Raw genomic sequence first — 22805 nt, 5'->3', positions numbered from 1 at the left:
TACTCTCCCCTAACCTTCATCCGATTTACGGCGGGTAAACAACCGGATCGGTGTGCCTTCAAAGTCAAATGCCGCCCGGATTTTGTTCTCTAAATAACGTTCATAAGAGAAATGCATCAATTCCGGGTCATTTACAAAGACAACAATGGTCGGTGGCTTAACCGTCACTTGAGTAACATAATTAATTCTCATCCTGCGTCCTTTGTCTGTAGGAGGAGGATTAATCGCAACCGCATCTGAGACCACATCGTTCAGCAAATGTGTCTGAACGCGTCTGGCATGCTGTTCAGCCACGTGTTGAACCACTGGCAGCAGCTTCTGAAGACGCTGTTTGGTCAGCGCGGACAGGAAGACAACAGGGGCATACGTCATGAACAAGAAGTGATCACGAATCTTCTTCTCAAAGTTATGCATCGTCTTATCGTCCTTCTCAACGGCATCCCATTTGTTGACGACAAAAATTGAGGCTCTGCCCGCTTCGTAAGCATAACCAGCGATATGCTTATCTTGTTCAATAATGCCCTCTTCCCCATTAATAACGATAAGCACAACGTCCGCACGTTCAATAGCCTTCATTGCACGCATGACACTGTATTTCTCAGTCGTTTCGTACACCTTGCCTCTTTTTCTCATACCGGCCGTATCGATCAAGACATAGCGCTGACCATCCTTCTCGAAAGGAGTATCAATCGCGTCGCGGGTTGTACCCGCCACATCACTGACAATTACACGTTCTTCTCCAAGAATTGCATTAACCAGTGAAGATTTGCCGACATTAGGGCGACCGATCAGCGCGACCCGGATCACATCTTCATCGTATTCCTCATCCTGAAGCTCAGGCAGATTCTCCACAATCGCATCCAGCAAATCGCCCACACCCGTACCATGGCTGCCAGATACTCCAATCGGATCTCCAAAACCAAGATTATAGAATTCATAAATGTGGTCAGCCCGGCTTAAATTGTCCACCTTGTTAACAGCAAGAATGATGGGCTTGCCTGAACGGTACAAGAGTGCAGCCACTTCTTCGTCCGACTGTGTCAATCCTGATTTGGCGTCACACATAAAAATGATGACATCCGCCTCCTCGATGGCAAGCTCTGCCTGCATCCGAATCGACTTGAGAATCATGTCTTCCCCGTCCAGTTCAATACCTCCGGTATCAATAATACTGAACGACTGGCCGTTCCATTCCCCAATCCCGTAAATACGGTCACGGGTAATCCCCGGTTTATCTTCCACAATGGCCAATCGTTCGCCAATAATGCGGTTAAAAATTGTAGATTTCCCCACATTTGGACGACCAACTATAGCCACAACGGGTCTTGCCATATGAACTCCTCCTAAATGTTTACGTAAGCCTGCTTAACTTTATAGCGAAACTGATATAGTGATGAACCTTAATTACATGAAGTTTTGCCAAACAGAACGATCTCGTAAACCCTATCTATATTCTAACTCGTAACTCATCATAGCAAAAAATGACTTGCTTGGCTAACCAATCCATGGATAACACCGTTCAAATTATAAAAAAAACGGCGAACCCGTCACGAGTTCGCCGATTCCTCTTCATGGTGAGAATGTATTATTTGAGTTTGCTCAGCTTATCGCCGAAGCGCTCTCCAAGTGTAATACTAAGACCTTGGTTGCTAAGAGATACGTTAGGATTGTTGTTGATATCCTCACGATTCACGCGATCAGCACCGCCGCCTCTTCTTTCCGTTCTTTCCGGTTTAGCTTCTTGAGCCGGAGCTTCTTCAGTCTCCTTAATGCTCAGGCTTACCCGTTTCTCGGAAGGGTTCACGTCAAGGATTTTGACTTGGACAGTTTCGCCTTCTTTAAGTACTTCTTGAGGTGTACCAATATGTTTGTGGGAGATTTGGGAAATATGAACCAAACCTTCAACCCCTGGAGCGATCTCAACGAATGCGCCGAATGTTACAAGACGTTTCACTTCACCGCTAACGATGTCACCAGTCTTGAAGAGTTCTGCAGCAGTCTCCCAAGGTCCAGGTGCAGCAGCTTTAATACTCAAGCTGATTTTGCCTTTCTCTGGATCAACCTTCAGAACTTTAACTTTCACTTCATCGCCTTCGGAAAGGACATCAGAAGGTTTGTCAACGTGGTTCCAAGCGATTTCGGATACGTGAACAAGTCCATCCACGCCGCCTACATCAACAAAAGCACCGAATTGAGTCAGTCGTTGTACTTTACCGTCGATCAATTGACCTTCTTTAATGCTGCCCATCACTTTTTGTTTGTTTTGTTCGAACTCTTCGTCCAGAACATCTTTAGCGGAAAGAATGACTTTGTTATTCTCACGGTCAATTTCTTTCACTTTTACGCGAAGAGTGCGACCTTTGTAGTCACTGAAATCTTCTACGAAATGACGCTCTACCATAGAAGCTGGAATGAATCCGCGAACACCAACATCAGCTACGATGCCGCCTTTAACTACATCAGCAACGGTAACTTCAAATGTTTCTTTGTTCTCAAAGCGCTGTGCCAGCACTTCCCAAGCGTTCTCGCTATCAATTGCACGTTTGGACAGAACAAGTCTTTCTTTCTCGTCATCGATGCTAACGACTTTAGCTTCAACTTCTTGTCCTACCTGAACAGCATCCGAAGCGTTATCCAAGTGAACAGAAGATAATTCACGAATAGGAATGACGCCGTCATATTTATATCCAATGCTTACATAAGCTTGGTTATCTTCAACTTTAACGATAGATCCTTTGACGGTGTCACCTTTTTTCAAGGACACGATTTGCTCCAACTCATCTTGATTTGTCACTTCAGCATTCTCTTGCTGATCTTTGATTTCTTCCGACATCTCAATACCCTCCTCAATTCAAAACCCCATTTATTTAAACCCGCGGCTAGCGTGGTTCAAAACATGCATTATATAGTAGCTTTCCAAAACTTCCTATTGTTCATGCATGATTTGGCCCGTAAAACGGGTCTTTTATCCGCGGGCCTTAAGCTCCGCTATGTGGCGCATAATTTTCTGAGTGGCCAGTTCGAGCGAATCCGGAGATGATGTCTCACGAAATTCGGATAGATCCACCGGTGCACCATAAACTACTTTAGTTCTGCGAAATAATTTATAATTCCCAATAATGGCAGCCGGAATGACAGCCGCATCACTGCGGAGCGCAAAACTTGCAGCGCCTTTCATGGCCACTCCGCTTTCCCCCGCGCTCGAACGTCGTCCTTCAGGGAAAATGCCCATAACTTTGCCGCTTCGCAGCAACGTCAAAGATGTTTTAATCGATTCTTTGCTCACGCCTCCACGTTTGACGGGAAAAGCACCGAGCTGAGTAATGAGCCATCCGAGTACGGGAACCTCGAAAAGCTCCGCTTTTGCCATGAAATGTACTTTGCGGTCGAGTAGAATACCTACCGTAGGCGGATCAAAATTACTGATATGATTGGAACAAAGAAGCACGCCGCCTTCCTTCGGAATATTCTCAAGTCCTATTCCTTTCAATCTGAATAGAAACTTGTAAATAATCCTAAGCGCCCCGCGAACTAAGTAATAAATCATATCTGTCCTCTTTCCTTCCCATACGTTCTGCACATCGAGATGATTGTGTCTGTAACTTCAGACAGGCTCATGTTCGTTGTATCCAGAAATTTGGCATCTTCGGCTTGACGAAGCGGCGATATCTCACGCTGTTCATCAAGGCGGTCCCGCTCTGCAATGTCATGCTCAAGCTGTTCCAAGGTGATGGCAGCCGTATCTTTAATTTCATTATAACGGCGCCGTGCCCGTTCCTGCACACTTGCGGTCATAAAAACTTTAACTTCCGCATCAGGGAGTACTGTAGTGCCGATATCGCGACCGTCCATGACGACGCCTTTGCGCAAAGCCATTTGCCGCTGCAATGAAACCAGCAGGTTGCGCAGCCCCTCGATTTGCGCATATCGGGACACCTTGGCATTCACCGCGAGTGAACGAATTTGGTCACTAACATCCTCATCGTTAACCAGCACTTTCTGGCCATCTACTCCCGGTTTTAATTCAATAACCATGTTTTGAGCCGTTTGAAGCACTTTTTGCTCTTCTTCCGGTTCAATTCCTTTGAGAAGCATGTACCACGTAACTGCCCGGTACATTGCCCCTGTGTCTACATAGACATAAGCAAGAGCTTCAGCCACCATTCGGGCGATTGTGCTTTTGCCGGCCCCAGCAGGTCCGTCTATTGCGATGTTGATTTTCCCGCTCTCGTGTGACTTATGACTTGCCAACGGGGTATTCCTCCTCAAACAATGGCCTCATTAAAAAAGCAGGCATTGCCTGCGACGTGAAAATTATACCACACAACATAGGGTGATGCAAAAGCGTTCAGTTGCCGGTAAATTTTTCAAGCAGCTCCTGCAGCGGCGGCAAGGGCTTGCCTTCATAATGTTCAGCAGACGAAAGAACCTTTCTAAGCGAAGGGATTCTAAGCAAACTTTGACACAGAAAAAGGCCGACCAACAGAGCAATCAACAGCTTAATTAATATTTTATGAACCTTGTTACTAAAGCTCAGAAACAATGATTCATATTCCTGTTCTTGTGAAAAGTCTTTGATGTCTTTCTGGGCCATAAATACCTTCATCTCCTCTGGATTTACGATTACCGTACCCAGAATAGAAGGGATCCATCCACATTTTTGAATCATCGATTACGAAAGTCAAATTGTCGTTCAAAGCAGTATTTTATCAACTTCTGACGCTCCATATCGGAGATGCTCTCAAACTTCATCATAACTAGACTTCTTCCCGTCTCAAGCTTCTTCATGCGAACAATCTCGGCTTCGATGGGAACGTGTTCAATCGAACCGTTCTTATAAGGAAGAAGGATCCAGCAATGAAGAATGTCCCCCTCAAGCAAGCTGTATTGTGGCTCGCAATAGAATGAGAAGCCACCGCCGCCGATATCTTCAGTGCGAGCCACAAACCTAATGTTACTTTGGGTCTTAACGGCCACCTCTAGATCAGCGGTAACCCGGAGGAAATTTCGGCGCTGAACCCTTGTGATTGACTCAGGATCCGGCTTACGGATACGAACCAGCTTGATATTATCGCTTACAAAGCCAAGCACGTAAGTACTGAAATAATTTTTAACACCTTCGTCCGTAATAAAATAACCAGACAATTCATCACCCATATACAGCTTCTTCATTCCGCCGCCATTAACAGGAATGGGCACCTCAATCAAAAAGGAATCTTCCTCAATTTCGGAAATACGTGATTTGTATTCGATTTTATCTTCCTTTTCTACTTCTGAGGCAACCTGAAGATATACAAGATCATTGATTTTAGGAAGCAACCTGTTCACCCGCCCGACTGAATTTTTGTCTATTTGACATTATAGCATGGAGGCAGGAGCCGTGAAGGATAACTTCACAAAAAAAGCATCCTCCCTAACAAGGAAGAATGCCTGTTCACATCTTATTTCAATGAAGCAGCTTTACGACCGGAGCGAATTTCCTCTACAGCTTCCTCGGTACCGGTATTTCCGTTAATGAAAATACGGTACTGTGAACCATTGATGCGGCCGCCAAATTCGTAGGTCACCACACGTTCTGACTGCTCATTCTCGATAAGAGCCTTACGGTGATAGGTCTCTTTGAAGTCCGTATTCAAATATTTGCGGGCCTGAGCTAACGATAGCTTAGGCTGCGTCACTTTTGCCATGTTCTCATGCTCGTATACATAATCACTCGACTGAAGTCCAATAACCTGGCCGTTATCGAGCGCAACACGAACGGATACTTTCTCCGGGTAGATGAATACGTCATCGCGTTTGGTTACATAAGTTAGGTTTGCTATGTTATCCGAAGGGTTGTAGACAATAGCCTGCATGTTCTTATACCCTTTGGCCGTAAGGAAATGGGCCGCACTCCGATGGGCTTCTTCATCCGAAATGGCACGCGAGCCAACTTGCCGGGTATAGTTATACGCGATCACTTGTCCGCCGTTCTTGGTAAAGTCGATCGATAACCGGTCACCCTTTGTTTTACCGGGCACAATAGCCGTAAACGAGGACCATTCCGTTCCTTTACCATTCTCGGTAACCTGAACTTTAGATGCGTCGGTGTAACCGGCAAAGTCAGCTGCTTTCTTTTTTATCTGTTCCATTGTGGTAGGAGCTCCGCTCAGTTTTTTGACTGAACGCTTATTATATATGCTGATCACGGAAGGTCCCCAGTCCAGCTCCGGATACTCACTGACCTTTTTGTCGACGGTTTTGAACCCATCGATGATCGTGTTGTCCTGTGCCTTATGCTCACTGGCAAGAGCCGTCTCTACATCCATCCAGCGCAAATGATTGTTAATGACCTTCCCTTGAACCTTCTGGATTTCGGATGAAATCTCGTTGGAGTTTTTGTACAGCTCCTTCAGATTCTTGAGCTCTTTATCAGTCAAAGGCTGCTTCGTAAGATCACGATTGGCGGTCTGGTAAGAAAACTTTGAGATCTTGGACAGGAAATCCTCTGTCTTGTTAAAGTGTAAAAGGGTGAGCGGAAGCTGATTGATCTCGTTCTGTGCTTCGCTGGTAATCCGCCATAAATTCATCAGCCCTTTGCGGTGCATCGGTGTAGATGCTGAGTGAACAGCCAGCGTATTACCAATCTCACCATGCAAACGATCTACATGATAGGACAAATCATGAAAGGCACGCTGATATTGGTTCTCTGCCTTGATCAGGATTGAGTTTTTCTCCTGGTTCTCTTGATAGCCCCAGATGAGAGCCCCGATTAGCAAGATTGCACTTATGGGGAACAGAACAGCACTTAATCTCTTGTACATACAAATTCACGATCTCCTTTCTTCAATTAACTGCCATTAGTTTGACAAGAAGAAAGAAGCTTTATGCATGAATTCGGAAGACTTGGATTTCAGAGCGTTTCTTCCTGAATTTCAAAGTGATGCGTATTATCACAGACACACATCTTAAACCCTGTCTCAATGCGCCCACTTTCTTTTTTTCCTCGCAAAACAAACCGTTCCCCGCAATTTTTACATATAATTTTCACTTTAACGCGCATAAATAAATAGCACCCTTTCTTAATGGGATGAATACATCGCCTTTAAGATCAGGGTGCCCAAAACTTTCCTGTATTAATCGCTGCCTCCAGCTTCCGTAAGCCGGAACGGAGACCTGTCATTAGCGCGGTACATCTTACCGATCCCTCCAAACCACAGAAAGGCCATCAAAGGAATAATGTACCAAATCCAATATTGCGTAGTATAACCAAGAATCCAGTCATACACCCCATGCCAGAATATAGGCAGAAATAGGGAGAAAATTAAGAACTTACGACCCTTGCCCCCTTCAGAGAACTTAGACCGGCCTAAGTAGTAACCCATAATAACGCCAAACATGGCATGTCCCGATACCGGAAGAAGAGCTCTGACAAGAAGTGTGCTTACTGAGGCATGATATGCAACAGCGTATATTACATTCTCTACCGTTGCGAATCCCAGGGAGACCGCAGTAGCATACACAATTCCGTCATAGGGTTCATCAAACTCCATATGATTGTAGATCATATGATACAGAACGAACCATTTGATGAGTTCCTCAATCCCTGCAGAGACAAGGAAGGACTCAACGAATGAATTATCTCCAAGCCACCTTGTCATTCCCCGCTGCAGAATCATGATCGGCAGAACGATCAAGAATCCTAGCAGAAATATCTTGATCACCATATGAAGAGGCTCAGAGTCGTACTTATCCTTCAAATAAAAATAGGTAAGCAGCGCGACCCCTGGAGCCACCGCTGCAGTTCCTATAGCAAGCCAAAGCAACGGCTTCTCCTCCTTTTGTTGATCGCCGCCCTACCTAACGTAAGCGGCGGTTCCCAAGTAACCGCCGCTTACGGTGCATATCTGTAATCCATTGATACAGCTTAAGATTGACGCTTGAAATGCTCGCAAATCACACGAACAGCATTCTCTGTCATCACAAGCTTACCATATTCTTCAAGCACTGCAGGAGTAACTGAAGTCGCTTCTCCATACTCGGCTAGTACCGCAATGAGTGCAGGGTGTCTTCCTTCATCTAAATCGTCTGGCTCAAAGTGTAGAATCCATTTCCCTTTATAGTTAAATAATCTGCCGGCTTCGGTAATCGATGGCTGCAAAACATGAGCGGCTTCGATCAATGCTTCAAGATCACTGAATGCATATACAATGGCATCGCTAAGTTCGAGCGTGACTTCCATTTCATAAATTTCTTCCGGCATTTCATCTTCATGCAATGAACCAAATTGATGATTCTCATATTTCCCCCGTGTCACAATGACGACCATTCCCTGTGCGGGAAGAGCGAACACTTCAACGGCAAGAGGTCCTGAGGCGTCAAAACCTACTTCACTGTAAGCTTGATCCATCATCTCTGTAAACAGGTCATGGACTTTAGGAATTTCCTGCCACATGTCCTCTTTCTGAATGCCTCTCTCGCTAAGATCGTCAAAAGTGAGGAAAATCCGTATCTTATCCTGGCCCAATCTTTCTATTTTCATACAGGATCCTCCTCTCCAAGCCGTGTTATCAACAGATTATGAAACCTGTTTTATGTTGTGCTGGAAATGGTTCTATGTAAGTATGTTATCATTTATTTTCTTCAAATGCACGCAAATATACGGATTGAACTTAAGAAAAGAGCCTTAAATTTCTGTTCAATCTTAAAGATGTTAAAATTCAGTACTCTGCCTTAGCTGAATCCATGTTTGTAGATGAAAAAAGAATCATTTCCTTCAAGCCTCGAAGGCGCCGGAAATGATTCTTTTTTGTTAAAGCCGGTTACAAACCAGGTATGACTGTGCCCGTTTCTTTCAGGATTTGTTCCACCTCACGGTGAAGACCTGGATTCCCTTTGATAATACTCTTGATTGTGTTCAAATTGGATTCCTTCGTATGACTCGAGCTGGCCGTCGCTGGACTGGGAGACACCTGGCCCATAAGAGAGCCGTAAGATGAGGTTGTTGTTCCTGTGGAGGAACCGTCATCTTTTTGTTTTGCGAGCCCCGACAAGATTGGCGATCCAGATGAGCTTAGCAAGTGGGATTTTCTCTTTGTTAACCAGACAGCCCCTGCCGCACCAAGAATTAGACCTCCTATAAATGAGGAAGAATTCACGTTAGACACCTCCTTGTATGTTAGAATCGTATGTAGTGTTAGCCAAATGCCGCCAACTCATGCGGGTGTGTTACAGAAAGCGAGATGAGATCCTTGTTAAATAAAAAACTTCTAGTGATAGCTGCAGCATGCTTACTCTTAAGTGCATGTGGACCCAAGACGGATCAGGTCCCGAGTGACTCGAATGAAAAAATTAGCAGCCAGGCCCAGCCAAAGAAGGAAACCGAGGACAAAGTAGCGGCCTCCCAATCTACTCAGGCTACTGACAATAAATCAGACATTGGTTCTGGGACAAATGTACCTTCTAGTGACTCACAAGATCAGACAAGCACGGTTCCAGAGATTAAATACCATATGAATAAAGTCTACAATATTGTCCCTAATGGAGACGGTATAGACAAAAAAGTCGTGCTGCTTACGTTCGACGACGGTCCTAAGAACAAGGAATGGATTAATGGGATTATTGATGTACTTGATAAACATAAAGCCAAAGCCATCTTCTTCGTCAACGGCTACCGTATCAAGGAAAACCCCGATCTGCTTAAGCTAATTCACGACCGGGGTCAGCCCATAGGTAATCATAGCTGGGATCACATCTCTCTCAAATCTCAGCCCCTCTCCAAAGTGAAGAAGCAAATTGAGGATGTTCAAAAGCTCGTCAAAGAGCTTACTGGAGAAACTCCGGTATTCTTCCGGCCTCCATTCGGTGAAGGCGGGGATGTTGGACGCAAAGTCGCTAAAGAGAATAAACTCCTCTATATGACATGGTCTAACGGATCGCTCGACTGGACTTTAAAGAACAAGGACAAGAACAGTAACCCGGATAAGGTAATTAAAAATGTTCTCGACCAGCTCCATCCGGGGGCGAATATTCTTATGCATGAGCTTCCCTGGACGGTTGAGGCTTTAGATACGCTATTAACGAAATTAGAGGAAAAAGGCTACAGCTTCGTGAATCCGGCAAGCATATCCACAGAGACTGCCGCTGATTTGAACAAGTAAAAATGGAGTAAAAAAAACAACCAGCAAGCCTCCAATAGATCGGAGACTTGCTGGTTGTTTTTCTATCATTATACGTATGTTTCTTAATGCGGCTTTCCCCAGGTCGATTGCTGCATACCCCAAAAGAACAGCAGGATTAAAAGTGCAATGAAAATAATTACCAAAGAATTGTAAAACCATTTAGTCCATTTAATTCTCTGCGAGGGATATACCTCTCTTCTGGGAGGCATATCCTCCGCCGAGATTTCATCATCTGCAATCATTACGGCCTTGGGTGCCTCAAGGATCGGCACTTTCCCATCAGCAGCAGATGCTCTCTCCTGTTCAGACTTAATCTGCTGCATCTCACTTCTTTCCAGCCTTACCTTCGCTTTCCTTCTTCCACGAGATAACTGTATCTCTTCTTCCCGATTCGCTCGTCTCTCATGCTGCTTGCGGCTGTACCGCTCCAATCTGCTCAAGCGCTCGTTCATTTGTCCCTCCGAAATCGAATGATCAATCCAGACACCAGGTCAATGATGAAATGGCACAAAATAGGTGCCCATAACGTTCCTGAATGAATGTAAATGTAACCAAGTCCATAACTACTCAGAAATACCCAGCCTGTCGGAATCCAGTGTTTTAGATATCTGATATGGATAATAGCAAAAATGATGCTTGTCCAGTAGGGACCAAAGGCATGCTGGATAGCTCCGCGAAAAAGAAGCTCTTCACATATGGCGACAAAAGCAGCGATTACGATAATGTGCCATACAGGCCTTGTTCTAAAGAGCATCTCGTTGATGCCCCCATCATCCATGCTTTCTTCGGGAATGACTTTGGATAGCACCAGATCAATAAGGAACATGACTCCTGCGAGTCCCGCTCCCCAGTAAAAAAAACCGGGATCATTCGGAAATTTAAGCAAACTCACGACGCTTTGTTTCTGGAAGAATAAGATAACAAGACCAATAAGTAAGGCCAGACCCTGGGTAATATACAAATTAATTAAAAGAAGCCGCTCATTCAGCTGCCCCGGCTCGATAGGCTCGATCTTGACGTTGCCAAACTTGAATTTTTTCATTAAGGTGTCTGTCCTTTTAAGTATAATATAAAAATCATAACTAAAATCGGCTTGAGATTCAAGGAGGGCCAAAGTTGATCTCACTTCGGCTATTGACACCCTTCCAGAGGCTGTGATACATTATGAAAAAATTAGTTCGTCAAACACGTTGAAGGAAAAAAGTCACTTTGAAGTTTACAGAGAGCCGGTGGTTGCTGCAAACCGGCAGCTGAGATGTGATCTTTAGCACTCCTGAGTTATTACGCTGAAATAAAGTAGGTGTAATCGGATTAACTCCGTTATCATTTTGTCTAACCAGACAACTGAGGCTGTCCCTGCAAAGGTACAGTGAATTAGGGTGGTACCACGATCAACTCTCGTCCCTTACTACGGTAGTAGTATGCGGATCGAGGGTTTTTTATTTATATTTTCCCTTTGTTGCGTTGCTGCTATAATGAATTAAAGAGAGTATTTTAAGGATTCTGCCAACTTTGGCGAACCTTTTAATTAATATTGTCGAATATAGTAATCTATATTACGAGCATTCAATTATTGGAGGAGGAAATCAACAATGTATAAGGTGTTAGTATCGGATCCGATCAGTGATCTGGGGATCCAACAGCTCGTTGATGCAGAAGATGTCGTAGTAGAGAAAAAGACTGGGCTAAGTGAGGAAGAATTGATCCGCATTATCCCCGAATACGACGCGCTGCTTGTTCGTAGCCAAACTACAGTAACTGAGAAAATCATGGCAGCCGGTGATCGCCTTAAAGTAGTTGGCCGTGCCGGAGTCGGAGTGGACAACATTAACCTTGAGGCAGCTACTCAGCGCGGGATTATTGTTATTAACGCTCCAGATGGTAACACAATCACTACTTGTGAGCATGCTTTTGCCATGATGATGGCCCTTGCAAGACATATTCCTCAAGCCTATGCCAAAACGGTCAGCGGAACTTGGGACCGCAAATCCTTCCTTGGCGTTGAGCTCCGCAACAAAACTCTTGGAGTTTTGGGTATGGGACGTATCGGTAGTGAAGTTGCTAAGCGTGCCAAAGCTTTTGGTATGGATATCCTGGGCTTTGATCCGTTCCTTACCGAAGAACGTGCAGAGAAGCTGGGTGTGAAGCTTGCAACGGTTGATGATATCGTACGTAACGCGGACTTCATTACTGTGCACACTCCTCTAACACCAGAGACGCGCGGAATTATCTCCACGCCTCAATTCGCGGTTATGAAGAAAGGCATGCGTATCATTAACTGTGCCCGCGGCGGCGTTATTGATGAGAATGCGCTTGTGGAAGCTGTGAATCAAGGAATCGTAGCTGGAGCCGCTTTCGACGTATTTGAACATGAGCCGCCACAGCCTGATCACCCGTTCCTGAACAACCCTAAGATCATCGTAACTCCTCACTTGGGTGCTTCTACAATTGAAGCTCAGGAGAATGTGGCTATCGATGTATCTGAGCAGGTTCTGCATATTCTGAGAGATGAACCTTTCAAGAACGCAGTTAACATGCCTCCGGTAGCACCAAGCGTGATGAACAAGCTTCAACCTTACTTCGGACTGGGTGAGAAGCTGGGTACAATTGCTGCTCAAATTAACAATGAAGCAGTCAAAGAGATTGTGGTTAATTATGCAGGAGATCTGTCTGAAGTGGATACGCAGCCATTGACCCGCTATATTGTTAAAGGACTTCTGTCCCGTCACTTCGGAAATGACGTAAATATCGTGAACTCCATGCATTTGGCTAAAGCTCGCGATATCGATGTGGTTGTATCCAAATCTACAGCTACAAAAGACTTCACGAACCTGATCAGCGTGTCCCTCAAACTTCAAAGCGGTGAAGAGCAGCGCGTAGCAGGCACATTGCTATCCGGTTATGGAGACCGTGTTGTACAAATCAACAAGTTCCCTGTAGACATCGAACCTAAAGGTAATTTGATCTACATTTCCCACAATGATAAACCAGGTATTATCGGTAAAGTCGGCACGCTCCTAGGTAACAATGACGTGAACATCGCTGCGATGCAGGTTGGACGTAAGATCGTTGGCGGTGAGGCTATTATGGTTCTGACCGTCGATAAAGCCGTATCGAAAGAAGTTCTCCAAGAATTGACCAAGCTTCCTGAAATTAACGCAGCACAAGAAATCGTCCTATCTTAATATTTCTTAAAAAACAAGAGCTGTCCTTCATCTAGAAGGGCAGCTCTTATTTATGCTTCAATACTATAGTGAAAATGTTCCACGGTGAACAAGATTAATCTTGCGTATTCAACAAAAATCATTTTATTCCCTCAGCAATGGATTTAGACTCCTGTCTTTCGACAGGCAGCATGAGCTTAAAGGTTGTACCCTGCCCTACTTCGCTGATGGCGGTAATCGTACCGTGATGCGATTCTACGATATTTTTTACAATAGCAAGGCCAAGTCCCGTCCCTCCAGACTCTTCACGAACTCTTGCCTTATCCGCTTTGTAGAATCGTTCAAAAATATAAGGCAGGTCATCTGGAGGGATGCCTCCACCCTCATCCTTAATCTCAAGACGAAGTTCACTTTTACCACGATGAATCACTAATTGGGCCCGAATCTCGATTCGCTTGCCGCTTGGAGTATGCCTGAATGCATTATCCAGTAGATTGGTCAGTACCTGTTCAAGACGGTCCTCGTTCGCTTCCTCCAAGATCAGGTTATCCTTAATATCGTGTAATATCAGCTCAATCTCACGGTCTTTCGCCCGAACACTGAACTTGCGGTATACCCTCTCAAGGAGTTCCTTTACATCCAACGGACGCATCACCATATCCGTGTGTCCTGCCTCCATCCGGGCAAGGTCAAGCAGATCCTTAACCAGCCTGCCCATGCGAAGGGACTCATCGTGGATCACCTGTACAAGTTCTTCACCCTCCTCAGGAGATGACGCCATTCCATCCAACAGAGCCTCACTGTAGCCCTGCATCATGGAGAGTGGTGTCCGGATCTCATGGGAGACGTTAGCGACAAAGTCACGCCGCATCTTCTCCAGCCGTACCTCTTCAGTAACATTCCGCAGTACCGCAACAGCACCGCGTATATCCCCATCCGAGGCAAGCGGCGCCATATGCACGGACCAGACATTCTGCTTGACGTGCACATTCGCGCTCTGGTCTCCCCCTTCACTAAGCACTTTTGTGAACATAGGGAGCAGCGGCTCTGGCACACGGGACTGACCTGGATGAAGGGAAGCGAGATGAGGCATGCTGTCCTCGTCATCCGATAAGCTTATCCACGATTGCATAATCGCATCTCCTGGAGGATTTGTAAGAATGACTGATCCCTCGATATCCATTGTGATAACCGCATCGTTCATGCTGCGAAGAACACTGGATAGATGCTCTTTCTCATGATTCAAGCTTCTGATCGTATTCTCTAGTTCTTCAGCCATATGATTGAAGGAATTGGCCAACTCTCCGATTTCATCACTTGTGCGAAGAGACAACCGTGTATCATATTTACCTTTGCGCACTGAGTCGGCAGCCCTAATAAGCTGCTGCATAGGAAGTGTAATTTTGTTAAATAGAATAAGCGCAAAGAACGTAGTCATCGAGAACCCAATTACAGATACCAGCGTGAACAGCTTCTTAATAGCACCGGAATTTGTGAAGTTGGTATCAATGTAGGGCAGCAGGAATAGGCCCAATATCATAAGGACACTGCCGACTAGACAAATGATCGTAATCCATAGCTTGCCTACGAGCGTTCTCCAGAATCTTTTCACTTATTTAGCCACCTCAAGCTTATAACCGACACCCCACACCGTGGTAATCATGCCGGCTGACTCCGGTGATACCTTGTTCAGCTTCTCACGCAGCCGCTTTACATGAGTATCCACCGTACGAAGATCACCAAAGAATTCATAATTCCATACATCCTTAAGGAGCTCTTCACGTGAGAACACTTTATCCGGCGACACAGCCAGGTAATGAAGCAGCTCATATTCCTTTGGTGTCAAGCTGACTTCATGTCCACTTGCGGTAACTCGGTGCGCATCATGTTCAATAATCAGATTCGGGAATACGATATTATTGCTTGTCCCATTCTCCTTGGACAAATAGGCCGTAGCCGAGGATCTGCGCAGGATGGCTTTTACTCTATAGATCACTTCACGCGGGCTGAACGGCTTCACGACATAATCGTCGGCACCCACCTCGAAGCCCTGTACGCGATTAATCTCTTCACCTTTGGCCGTTAGCATTAATACAGGTGTGGATTTGACCTGTCTGAGCCTATTGCACACTTCCACTCCATCTATCCCCGGAAGCATCACGTCAAGCAGAATCAGGCCATAGTCCCCTGTGCTTGCTTTACGAAGCGCCGTTTCACCGTCTTCCGCTTCATCGATCTCGTAGCCCTCTTTCTCAAGGTACATCTTGAGCAAACGGCGAATACGTTCCTCATCATCCACTACCAGAATGCGATTTAATTGATCTGACATTGACAACAACCCCTTTATCTTCTTACCTATCTCTCCAAGTGCATATCCGAAAATCAGTGTGTAATAATAACGAATGAACTAAAGACAGTATACCCTAATTGAGGCCCGGGAAAGAAGCACTCATGATTGAGTATATAATATCTTTAGTTCAATTTATTAAAAAATATTAATTTGTACCCGCATAGGAGTGCAGACCCGCGATAACCAAGTTCACCCCAACGAGCGTGAACATGATGACCAGGAAGCCCAGAACGGCAATCCATGAGGCCTTACGACCATGGAATCCTCTCGACAGTCGTAAATGCAGATAAGCACTGTAATACAGCCAGCTAATAAGTGCCCAGACTTCCTTAGGATCCCATCCCCAGAATCGGCCCCAGGCCTGCTGCGCCCATATCATCGCGAAGACGAGAGCTCCCAGGGTAAAGATCGGGAAGCCAATAGCAATCGCACGATAACTGATTTCATCAAGGTCATCCGGATCAAGTCCCTTAAGAAGTGGAGATACAAGCTTTCCTAGTGGACGGCGCAATAACAGCCGTAGAAGGATGTATATTATTGCACCGCCAATAATGGACCATACAATCGTATTCAACTTGCGTCCGGCCGTTCCCCCTTCAACCCAGGAAGGTGCATGAAGCAGTGGTTTATCCAGACCAATGAAGCTCTGCATACTTTCCACCTTGCTGTTATAAGGAGCCACGATCGGAGGAAGATTATACTCAACCTTATCCTCGATTGTTGTGCTTTGACCCTCTGAATTTGTGGTGATCTGTTCACTTGTGAATACAGCCTGATAGCCTGTGGCCCGGAAGGCAAAGACAGCGACAATGAAGCCAACAACAATAATGATGGAGAACATGGTGAATTCCACCCACCACTTTTGCCGGCGGTCTACCTTCTCTTTACTGTCGAAATTCACGGTACGCAGCAGATACATGAACGCTGCCGCAAAGCCGACAGCAAAGAACGATTCACCCGTGGCAGCCAGCGTAACGTGTATATACAGCCAAATCGACTTCAGTGAAGGGATAAGCGGCTGTACTTCAGCTGGAAATACAGCTGCATAAGCCATAACAATAACTGCAATCGGCAGGGCGAACAATCCGAGCAGCGTCTTGCGGTAGATCAGGAAGACAACGGTAAAAGCAACCATAATCATCATGGATAAAAAGGACATAAATTCATACATGTTGCTGACTGGAATCCGCCCTGCTCCCGCCCAGCGGGTCCCAAAGTATAATAGATGTCCAAGCAAACCTACAGAGGAAATGAAGAACGAAATCCGTCCCCATTTGCGCTCATGTCTTTCTGGATCGCGATTTCTCCAGCTTTTCCCGATTACAGCTACCGCAAAGGAAATAAAAGCTATACAGTATAAGAAAAAAGAATACATAAAAGCATGTTTGCTTATTTCCAATAAATCCTCAGTGCTCATTCTTGGTTCCTCCCGTTATCCAGAGACTTCTCATCTACTTCCACACCCAGCGGCTTCAGGATGGAGACCACTTCCCGGCGAAGACCGAAGAAGTTCTTCGTGGTATGTCCGCCCAAGGTAAGCTGCCCATCATCAATACGGAGCCAAATCCGGCGGTGTGTCCAGTAGAACCCGAGCACAAGCCCAAGCATGACAATCGCAAGTCCTGTCCAAACGAACGGCATTGCGCGGTCCATACGAATGTTGAGTATGGTTGAATTTTCGAAACTAACATCACTCATTTTTTCAACATCGATTTCTAGCTTTCTATCGACTCCACCCAGTTTGTCATTTATTGAATCCTGACCGAAATTCACCTTATCAACTGGAATCGGGAAGTAAAAGTACTTAATACCCTCTTTCGGTAAATCGGGACCCTTGATTAGGAATAAGAACGCGGGTGCATTTGGAAGTGGTGATTTGGAAATGGGTTCCTTGTTCTCTCCGAGCGCGAAGTCCATATATTTACTCTCCAGCTTAAGGCTGTACGGACCAAGGGTGAAACTCCGCTCTGGATTCATCATATCAAGCTTGAACTTCCCATACTTCTCACCAGTTACTTTATTAATTAGCATAGGTTGAACAGATTGAATTCTAGGCGTATCATCAAAGCCATATTGATAAGCTACTAATCCTTTGTACTCCAAAGGTTTGTTCACTTCAATATCATGCCTAGCCACTTCTTGCAACTTGGGTGTCTTCGACGGATCGTTGCAATTCGACGCACACTCATATAATACTGCCTTGGTCTGGTATAACTTCGGCAGCATCTTCCCTTTATTCCGGAACTCCTCAGGAAGCTCCTTCTCACTATAATAATTGATGGTAAATTTCTCATTCTTCAGATACAAAGTCGTATCTGGAATCCGTTTGGTTTCGCCCTCAGGGAAGCTGACATATTCGTCCATATGAAGTCCTGGTAATCCTCTAAAGAGGACAGCTAGTAGAAAAATGATTAATCCGATATGAATGACATAAGGCCCCCAGCGGCTAAATCTTTGTTTCTCCGCCAGCAGGGCAGAACCTTCACTATGTACCCGGTAGCCTTTCTTCTTCAGTACCGGAGTAGCCCTGCGAATCCATTCTTCTGCTCTCTCATGAATAGGACCTTGGTAGACAACCCGCTGGCGGGTTAGAAATTCCATATGCTTCTTGATCTTCTGTTTGGAAAGAGCTTTATACAGCGGGAGTACACGGTCCAGGCTGCATATGACGAGCGACGAACCAATCAGAACAAGAAGCAGAATGAACCACCAGGAATTATACGTATCAGCGAGACCTAGATTATAGTATATCTCTCCAAACGTTCCGTAGGTTATCTTATAATACTCATCGGGATTGGTTGGCAGACGTACAAATGTGCTGACCTGCGGGAATATTGTTCCAAGTATAGCACCGAGTAGAGTAAGAATAATTAGATAAATGGCAACTTTAACGGAAGAGAAAAAATTCCAGATCTGATCGATAAAATTCGGATTGGCGCGCTGGGAACGGCGAGCAGCACCGTCATAACGCATTTCTAATACTTCTCCTGCCTCACCAAGCTCGATCAGCGGCTTGCCGCATGCCTCACACAGCACAGTACCCACGCGGTTCTGGTGTCCGCATTCACATTTCGTATTGCTTATCAATTGGCATCCCCCTCCTGTCTCATGGCGCGACTAACTGCCCGATCTGGCTATCCAGTGTCTCCAGATCAAGCTCACCTTGATGAATGGAAGTGATCTTACCTTTAGCGCTTACAAAAAAAGTCGTAGGAAGAGGCGTGATATTATAATCCCGTACCGCATCACTATTTGGATCAAGCAAGATTGGGAAAGTTACCCCGCGGTCTTCGGCAAAATTCTGCACGGTCATCTCATCTTCTCCGGCGTTAATTCCAAGAACGACGACCCCTTTATCCTTCCACTTCTCCCATTGCTGCTGAAGAGCGGGCATTTCTTTAACGCATGGCTTACACCATGAGCCCCAGAAATTAATAACCATGGCCTTGCCTTCATAATCCTCCAGATGATGCACACTGCCGTCAATTCCAAGCAGAGAAAATGAAGGCGCTTTATCTTCGACCTGCAGCGTGTCGTGTGAGCCCTGAACTGCCGAGCCAATCGCATAGCCGCCCAATATTACGATGAAGAGCAGAATTACGATTTGCACCGGTCGCCTGTATTTCTTCATACCAAAGCAGCTTCCCTTCTAAGGCAATATTATAAATACAGACTGAACTATAGGCTTACGTCTAATAAAACTGTAAGAATTGTCATAGTTCATTCTGTATTTATGGACATTTAGTGAATATCCTATGAATATTATATCGAATACTGCCACAATTTCAGCTTCATAATATGAAGATTATGTGTCTGCTATTTCCTCCCCTGCTTATCAGCCTTCTTGGCACTCCTCTTGAGATCTTCAATCTCGGCAGGCGTCAGATGACGATAAAGCCCCCTCTTCATGTTCCCAAGGTGAAGCTCCCCGAATGAGATTCTCTTTAGCCGCTGAACTGGATGATTAATGGACTCGAACATACGTCTGACCTGACGGTTTCTTCCTTCATGAATCGTAATCCGAATCGTGGATTCCTTATCGTCCGCACCAATGTCATAGTAATCCACTTCGGCAGGCGCGGTCATCCCGTCCTCAAGCATAACTCCATTCTTCAGCTTGTCCAGATCTGTACCATGCGGAACCCCTTTGACGGTAGCCAAATAAGTCTTAGGTACGTGATGCTTCGGATGGGTTAGCAGATAGGCAAAATCCCCATCATTGGTTAACAGCAATAATCCTTCTGTATCATAATCAAGACGTCCCACCGGAAATACCCTTTCATTCACGCCTTTCAAATAATCGGTTACGATCTTGCGGCCCTTAGGATCCGATGCACTTGTAATAACACCCTTCGGTTTGTTGAACACAATATAAAGCTTCTTCTCAATTCCGATTTTCTTGCCGTTCACGGTAATCTCGTCAACTGCAGGATCGGCTTTCGTACCAAGCTCCGTTACTGTCTCTCCGTTCAACTGAACTTTACCTGCAAGGATCATTTCCTCGCACTTTCTGCGTGAAGCTACACCCGCCTGGGCTAATATCTTCTGTAATCTTTCCATGTCTTATAAGTCACCTCATCCTAATGATACCCACTAAGGTATAAAATCACAATAGCCCTCCGAAGAGGGCGGCGTTTGGGAAAGCTGAATATAAATTTTTAAACCGGAATCATTTCACACTCATGCCTTTGGTAATTCTTAAGCTTGACCTATTGGCACACCGCAATAACTACCCAAATACAATCAGACATATCGCTATCGCGGCAATAAATCCAATCACATCAGAGAATAAGCCCACCTTAAGGGCATACATTCCATTCTTGATTCCCACAGCGCCAAAATAAACAGTCAGTACATAGAACGTTGTATCCGTGCTGCCCTGTATCGTAGAGGCAATCCTTCCAATCATGGAATCCGCCCCATAGGTCTTGATCAGATCCGTTGTAAATGCAAGCGAGCCTGTTCCCGTCAGCGGTCTTAGGAAGCCTAGCGGTAGAACCTCGGGCGGTGCACCGAGCTTGGTCATCAGAGGAGCGATCCAGCCTGTGAAAAAGTCCATGGCACCGGAGGCCCGAAACACACTGATCGCCACCATCATCCCGACAAGGTGCGGGATAATATCAATGGCTGTATTGAACCCGCTCTTCGCACCGTCAACAAACGTTTCGTAGACAGGAACTTTTCGGATATAAGCAAACAGAGGAATGAAAGCGATCATGATCGGAACAGCCCAATTGGAGAACAAATGGATCCAGGTTTGCAAGGCTCCTCACCTCTCCACGGTCAAAGTAGCTGCAGGCGGTATCACAGGCGGATGCTTCCTCGCATACCTTTTACGATACCAACGGTCCGCAATAATGGCCGCGGCCGTCGCAATGATCGTGGCCATCAGCGTAGTACCCACAATCTCTGCCGGATTGGCTGAACCAAAGCTTATACGGATTGCAATTAATGTCGTAGGGATTAACGTGATACTTGCTGTGTTCAGCGCGAGCAGCGTGCACATTGCCGGTGTTGCTTTGTCCTTATGAGGGTTCAAGGTTTGGAGCTCCTGCATCGCCCTGATTCCCATCGGAGTTGCTGCGTTACCTAATCCAAGCAGGTTCGCACTCATATTGGAAAGGATGAACCCCATGGCTGGATGATTCTTTGGCACATCTGGAAACAAAAATGAAACGACGGGGCCGAGCAGCCTAGATATGCCTTTTACCAGTCCTGAATCCTCGGCAAGCCTCATGATTCCTAACCAGAACACCATGATACTGATCAGGCCAAAGCAGACGGTCACCCCGGTTGTAGCTCCATCAAAAGCCGCTTCGGTCACAACGTTAATATTCCCCTTAGCCGCGGCAAAAGCAAAGCCAATCAAAATGAAAGCAAGCCATATTTTGTTAACCATTTGAACTCCTCCCCCATGTGTTGCTGTTGTCTTACGGTAAGCTCCCCACTGTCCCCGTGTCATGCCGAACCTTCACTTTTTGGTTAATCAATGCAGAGGGGCGGTTCTCTTGGATAGCTTTTGTATATACAGGTACTGAACCTATAAGCTTATCCTGCAGCAAGATTTCCAGCCGGGCACGCAATTGAAAATCTTCCGGCTTATGATTGATTAGTCTAAGCTTCTTAACAACCAGCTGCTCTTCCCCGCTTCGCAGTGGATAGCTGAAGTCAGAACCTGTTACCAGGTCGCCACCTTGACGGATGGACTCACCCTTCTGAACCAGCGGCTTAAGCCTATAGTTATTGAACCCAAAATCCAGAAGCTTGGCATGATCATTCCAATCATCACCATCGTTAAGAGTCACAACGGCAAGCTGCTGACCGTTACGCGTAGCGGAACTGACGAGACACCTGCGGGCGATCTTGGTATATCCTGTTTTCACCCCATCAGCTCCGTCGTACAGTCGCAGCATTTTATTTTTATTTGCCCACTTGTACTCCCATGGGTCATTAGGATTCGGCGCTGTCTTCACTTTAGTGCGGACGATTTCTCTAAATATCGGGTTGTGCAAGGCATAGGCGGTCAGCTTTGCCAGATCGTTAGCTGATGAGTAATGCGCCTTGGTGTCTAGCCCGTGAGGATTGGAGAAATGAGAGTGTGCAAGTCCAAGCTGCCTTGCTTTCTCGTTCATGAGATACACGAATCCTTCTTCCGAACCGCCGACATGTTCAGCAATAGCGGAGGCCGCATCATTACCCGAGCGGAGCATCAGACCATAGAGCAGGTTACTGAGTGTCATTTCTTCACCAAGCTTCAGATACAGAGAAGAACCTTCCTTGGCAAAAGCATTCTTACCGACCTTCACCTTATCGTCCAAACGTCCATGCTCGATAGCCACGATCGCGGTCATGATCTTGGTCAGACTTGCGATAGGCAGAATCTCTTCTCCCTTGACACTGTAGATGATTCGTCCAGACGTCACATCAATTAAAGCCGCTGCCCTGGCATGCGTCTTCGGCTCATTAGATGGATTAGCTCCAAGCGCGCCGGCTTGCGCAGGAAACATAGGAACAAAAGCAAGAAGTGTTGATAGCGTAAGTGAGAGTAGTGACCTGGGTATATACATGTTGTATTCCTCCGAGTGGGATAAGCCCAAATACTTATACCATAGTATGCAAAGGGACAAGACA

At 45.8% G+C, this 22805-nt stretch carries 23 protein-coding genes and 1 other annotated feature; of the genes, 2 read left to right on the top strand and 21 right to left on the bottom strand.

Annotated elements, in window-relative coordinates:
* Window positions 1–9 precede the first annotated feature (9 nt).
* The 10 genes from der to ACRRNK_RS09090 all read right to left on the bottom strand — a co-directional run bounded on the left by der (window position 10) and on the right by ACRRNK_RS09090 (window position 9137).
* Entirely contained in the window at window positions 10–1332 is a 1323-nt protein-coding gene (gene der / locus ACRRNK_RS09135) for a ribosome biogenesis GTPase Der (protein ID WP_433946418.1), read from the bottom strand.
* 253 nt (window positions 1333–1585) lie between these two features.
* Window positions 1586–2833, bottom strand: a complete 1248-nt coding sequence (gene rpsA, locus ACRRNK_RS09130) for a 30S ribosomal protein S1 (protein ID WP_433946417.1) — start codon at window positions 2831–2833, stop codon at window positions 1586–1588.
* A gap of 132 nt (window positions 2834–2965) precedes the next feature.
* Window positions 2966–3547, bottom strand: coding sequence for a lysophospholipid acyltransferase family protein (locus ACRRNK_RS09125; RefSeq protein ID WP_433946416.1), 582 nt, complete (start codon window positions 3545–3547; stop codon window positions 2966–2968).
* On the bottom strand, window positions 3544–4251 hold the full coding sequence (cmk, locus tag ACRRNK_RS09120; RefSeq protein ID WP_433946415.1) for a (d)CMP kinase: 708 nt from the start codon (window positions 4249–4251) through the stop codon (window positions 3544–3546). Before cmk ends, ACRRNK_RS09125 begins: the two co-directional genes overlap by 4 nt.
* A gap of 97 nt (window positions 4252–4348) precedes the next feature.
* A complete protein-coding gene (locus tag ACRRNK_RS09115; protein ID WP_433946414.1) occupies window positions 4349–4594 on the bottom strand; it encodes a hypothetical protein in 246 nt (81 codons plus the stop codon).
* Window positions 4595–4665: 71 nt separating this feature from the next.
* Window positions 4666–5319: a flagellar brake protein gene (locus ACRRNK_RS09110; RefSeq protein WP_433946413.1), complete on the bottom strand. Its 654-nt coding sequence runs from the start codon at window positions 5317–5319 to the stop codon at window positions 4666–4668.
* Window positions 5320–5441: 122 nt separating this feature from the next.
* Entirely contained in the window at window positions 5442–6803 is a 1362-nt protein-coding gene (gene ypeB, locus ACRRNK_RS09105) for a germination protein YpeB (RefSeq protein WP_433946412.1), read from the bottom strand.
* A 312-nt stretch (window positions 6804–7115) separates the two neighbouring features.
* Entirely contained in the window at window positions 7116–7805 is a 690-nt protein-coding gene (prsW, locus tag ACRRNK_RS09100; RefSeq protein WP_433946411.1) for a glutamic-type intramembrane protease PrsW, read from the bottom strand.
* Between the two features lie 101 nt (window positions 7806–7906).
* Complete coding sequence (locus ACRRNK_RS09095; RefSeq protein WP_433946410.1) at window positions 7907–8521, bottom strand: genetic competence negative regulator; 615 nt, start codon at window positions 8519–8521, stop codon at window positions 7907–7909.
* Window positions 8522–8801: 280 nt separating this feature from the next.
* On the bottom strand, window positions 8802–9137 hold the full coding sequence (locus ACRRNK_RS09090; protein WP_433946409.1) for a hypothetical protein: 336 nt from the start codon (window positions 9135–9137) through the stop codon (window positions 8802–8804).
* Window positions 9138–9230: 93 nt separating this feature from the next.
* Between ACRRNK_RS09090 and ACRRNK_RS09085 the strand changes: the two genes are divergently transcribed.
* On the top strand, window positions 9231–10139 hold the full coding sequence (locus ACRRNK_RS09085; protein WP_433946408.1) for a polysaccharide deacetylase family protein: 909 nt from the start codon (window positions 9231–9233) through the stop codon (window positions 10137–10139).
* An 83-nt stretch (window positions 10140–10222) separates the two neighbouring features.
* Here the strand turns inward: ACRRNK_RS09085 and ACRRNK_RS09080 are convergent, their stop codons facing one another.
* Together ACRRNK_RS09080 and ACRRNK_RS09075 are read right to left on the bottom strand one after the other, a co-directional pair.
* On the bottom strand, window positions 10223–10612 hold the full coding sequence (locus ACRRNK_RS09080) for a hypothetical protein (RefSeq protein WP_433946407.1): 390 nt from the start codon (window positions 10610–10612) through the stop codon (window positions 10223–10225).
* Window positions 10609–11202 carry a lysostaphin resistance A-like protein gene (locus ACRRNK_RS09075; protein WP_433946406.1) on the bottom strand — a complete coding sequence of 198 codons (594 nt, stop codon included), beginning with the start codon at window positions 11200–11202 and terminating at the stop codon, window positions 10609–10611. Before ACRRNK_RS09075 ends, ACRRNK_RS09080 begins: the two co-directional genes overlap by 4 nt.
* 139 nt (window positions 11203–11341) lie before the next feature.
* Window positions 11342–11569, top strand: a binding site (T-box leader).
* A gap of 183 nt (window positions 11570–11752) precedes the next feature.
* Here ACRRNK_RS09075 and serA point away from each other — a divergent pair.
* The gene (serA, locus tag ACRRNK_RS09070; protein ID WP_433946405.1) at window positions 11753–13345 is read left to right on the top strand and encodes a phosphoglycerate dehydrogenase; all 1593 of its coding nucleotides are present in this window, start codon (window positions 11753–11755) and stop codon (window positions 13343–13345) included.
* 118 nt (window positions 13346–13463) lie between these two features.
* On the opposite strand, the gene ACRRNK_RS09065 is transcribed toward serA, so the two are convergent.
* The 9 genes from ACRRNK_RS09065 to ACRRNK_RS09025 form a co-directional block, all read right to left on the bottom strand.
* Complete coding sequence (locus ACRRNK_RS09065) at window positions 13464–14936, bottom strand: ATP-binding protein (protein ID WP_433946404.1); 1473 nt, start codon at window positions 14934–14936, stop codon at window positions 13464–13466.
* Window positions 14937–15653 (bottom strand): response regulator transcription factor, encoded by a 717-nt coding sequence (locus ACRRNK_RS09060; protein WP_433946403.1) that lies wholly within the window; start codon window positions 15651–15653, stop codon window positions 14937–14939.
* Between the two features lie 166 nt (window positions 15654–15819).
* The gene (ccsA, locus tag ACRRNK_RS09055) at window positions 15820–17091 is read right to left on the bottom strand and encodes a cytochrome c biogenesis protein CcsA (RefSeq protein WP_433946402.1); all 1272 of its coding nucleotides are present in this window, start codon (window positions 17089–17091) and stop codon (window positions 15820–15822) included.
* Window positions 17088–18761 carry a cytochrome c biogenesis protein ResB gene (resB, locus tag ACRRNK_RS09050; RefSeq protein WP_433946401.1) on the bottom strand — a complete coding sequence of 558 codons (1674 nt, stop codon included), beginning with the start codon at window positions 18759–18761 and terminating at the stop codon, window positions 17088–17090. The genes ccsA and resB overlap by 4 nt, the downstream gene beginning before the upstream one ends.
* A 19-nt stretch (window positions 18762–18780) precedes the next feature.
* Window positions 18781–19305, bottom strand: coding sequence for a redoxin domain-containing protein (locus ACRRNK_RS09045; protein WP_433946400.1), 525 nt, complete (start codon window positions 19303–19305; stop codon window positions 18781–18783).
* A gap of 185 nt (window positions 19306–19490) precedes the next feature.
* Window positions 19491–20234 (bottom strand): pseudouridine synthase, encoded by a 744-nt coding sequence (locus ACRRNK_RS09040; protein WP_433946399.1) that lies wholly within the window; start codon window positions 20232–20234, stop codon window positions 19491–19493.
* Window positions 20235–20403: 169 nt separating this feature from the next.
* Window positions 20404–20892, bottom strand: a complete 489-nt coding sequence (locus tag ACRRNK_RS09035) for a spore maturation protein (RefSeq protein WP_433946847.1) — start codon at window positions 20890–20892, stop codon at window positions 20404–20406.
* Window positions 20893–20943: 51 nt separating this feature from the next.
* Window positions 20944–21573, bottom strand: coding sequence for a nucleoside recognition domain-containing protein (locus tag ACRRNK_RS09030; protein ID WP_433946398.1), 630 nt, complete (start codon window positions 21571–21573; stop codon window positions 20944–20946).
* A gap of 31 nt (window positions 21574–21604) precedes the next feature.
* Entirely contained in the window at window positions 21605–22741 is a 1137-nt protein-coding gene (locus ACRRNK_RS09025; RefSeq protein WP_433946397.1) for a D-alanyl-D-alanine carboxypeptidase family protein, read from the bottom strand.
* Between the last annotated feature and the right edge of the window lie 64 nt (window positions 22742–22805).

It is taken from the genome of Paenibacillus sp. SN-8-1, from assembly GCF_050995535.1.
In the GTDB taxonomy this organism is placed as follows: Bacteria; Bacillota; Bacilli; order Paenibacillales; family Paenibacillaceae; genus Fontibacillus.
Note: the sequence above shows the minus strand (reverse complement) of the source record. Positions and strands in the feature narration are given on the sequence as shown.

Coding starts and splice junctions, on each gene's coding strand:
- ACRRNK_RS09075 (WP_433946406.1), bottom strand. CDS start 11,202: ATGAAAAAATTCAAGTTTGGCAACGTCAAGATCGAGCCTATCGAGCCG.
- ACRRNK_RS09095 (WP_433946410.1), bottom strand. CDS start 8,521: ATGAAAATAGAAAGATTGGGCCAGGATAAGATACGGATTTTCCTCACT.
- ACRRNK_RS09025 (WP_433946397.1), bottom strand. CDS start 22,741: ATGTATATACCCAGGTCACTACTCTCACTTACGCTATCAACACTTCTT.
- ACRRNK_RS09115 (WP_433946414.1), bottom strand. CDS start 4,594: ATGGCCCAGAAAGACATCAAAGACTTTTCACAAGAACAGGAATATGAA.
- ACRRNK_RS09045 (WP_433946400.1), bottom strand. CDS start 19,305: ATGAAGAAATACAGGCGACCGGTGCAAATCGTAATTCTGCTCTTCATC.
- rpsA (WP_433946417.1), bottom strand. CDS start 2,833: ATGTCGGAAGAAATCAAAGATCAGCAAGAGAATGCTGAAGTGACAAAT.
- ACRRNK_RS09125 (WP_433946416.1), bottom strand. CDS start 3,547: ATGATTTATTACTTAGTTCGCGGGGCGCTTAGGATTATTTACAAGTTT.
- serA (WP_433946405.1), top strand. CDS start 11,753: ATGTATAAGGTGTTAGTATCGGATCCGATCAGTGATCTGGGGATCCAA.
- der (WP_433946418.1), bottom strand. CDS start 1,332: ATGGCAAGACCCGTTGTGGCTATAGTTGGTCGTCCAAATGTGGGGAAA.
- ACRRNK_RS09030 (WP_433946398.1), bottom strand. CDS start 21,573: ATGGTTAACAAAATATGGCTTGCTTTCATTTTGATTGGCTTTGCTTTT.
- ACRRNK_RS09060 (WP_433946403.1), bottom strand. CDS start 15,653: ATGTCAGATCAATTAAATCGCATTCTGGTAGTGGATGATGAGGAACGT.
- ACRRNK_RS09040 (WP_433946399.1), bottom strand. CDS start 20,234: ATGGAAAGATTACAGAAGATATTAGCCCAGGCGGGTGTAGCTTCACGC.
- ACRRNK_RS09080 (WP_433946407.1), bottom strand. CDS start 10,612: ATGAACGAGCGCTTGAGCAGATTGGAGCGGTACAGCCGCAAGCAGCAT.
- ypeB (WP_433946412.1), bottom strand. CDS start 6,803: ATGTACAAGAGATTAAGTGCTGTTCTGTTCCCCATAAGTGCAATCTTG.
- ACRRNK_RS09035 (WP_433946847.1), bottom strand. CDS start 20,892: ATGATCGCTTTCATTCCTCTGTTTGCTTATATCCGAAAAGTTCCTGTC.
- ccsA (WP_433946402.1), bottom strand. CDS start 17,091: ATGAGCACTGAGGATTTATTGGAAATAAGCAAACATGCTTTTATGTAT.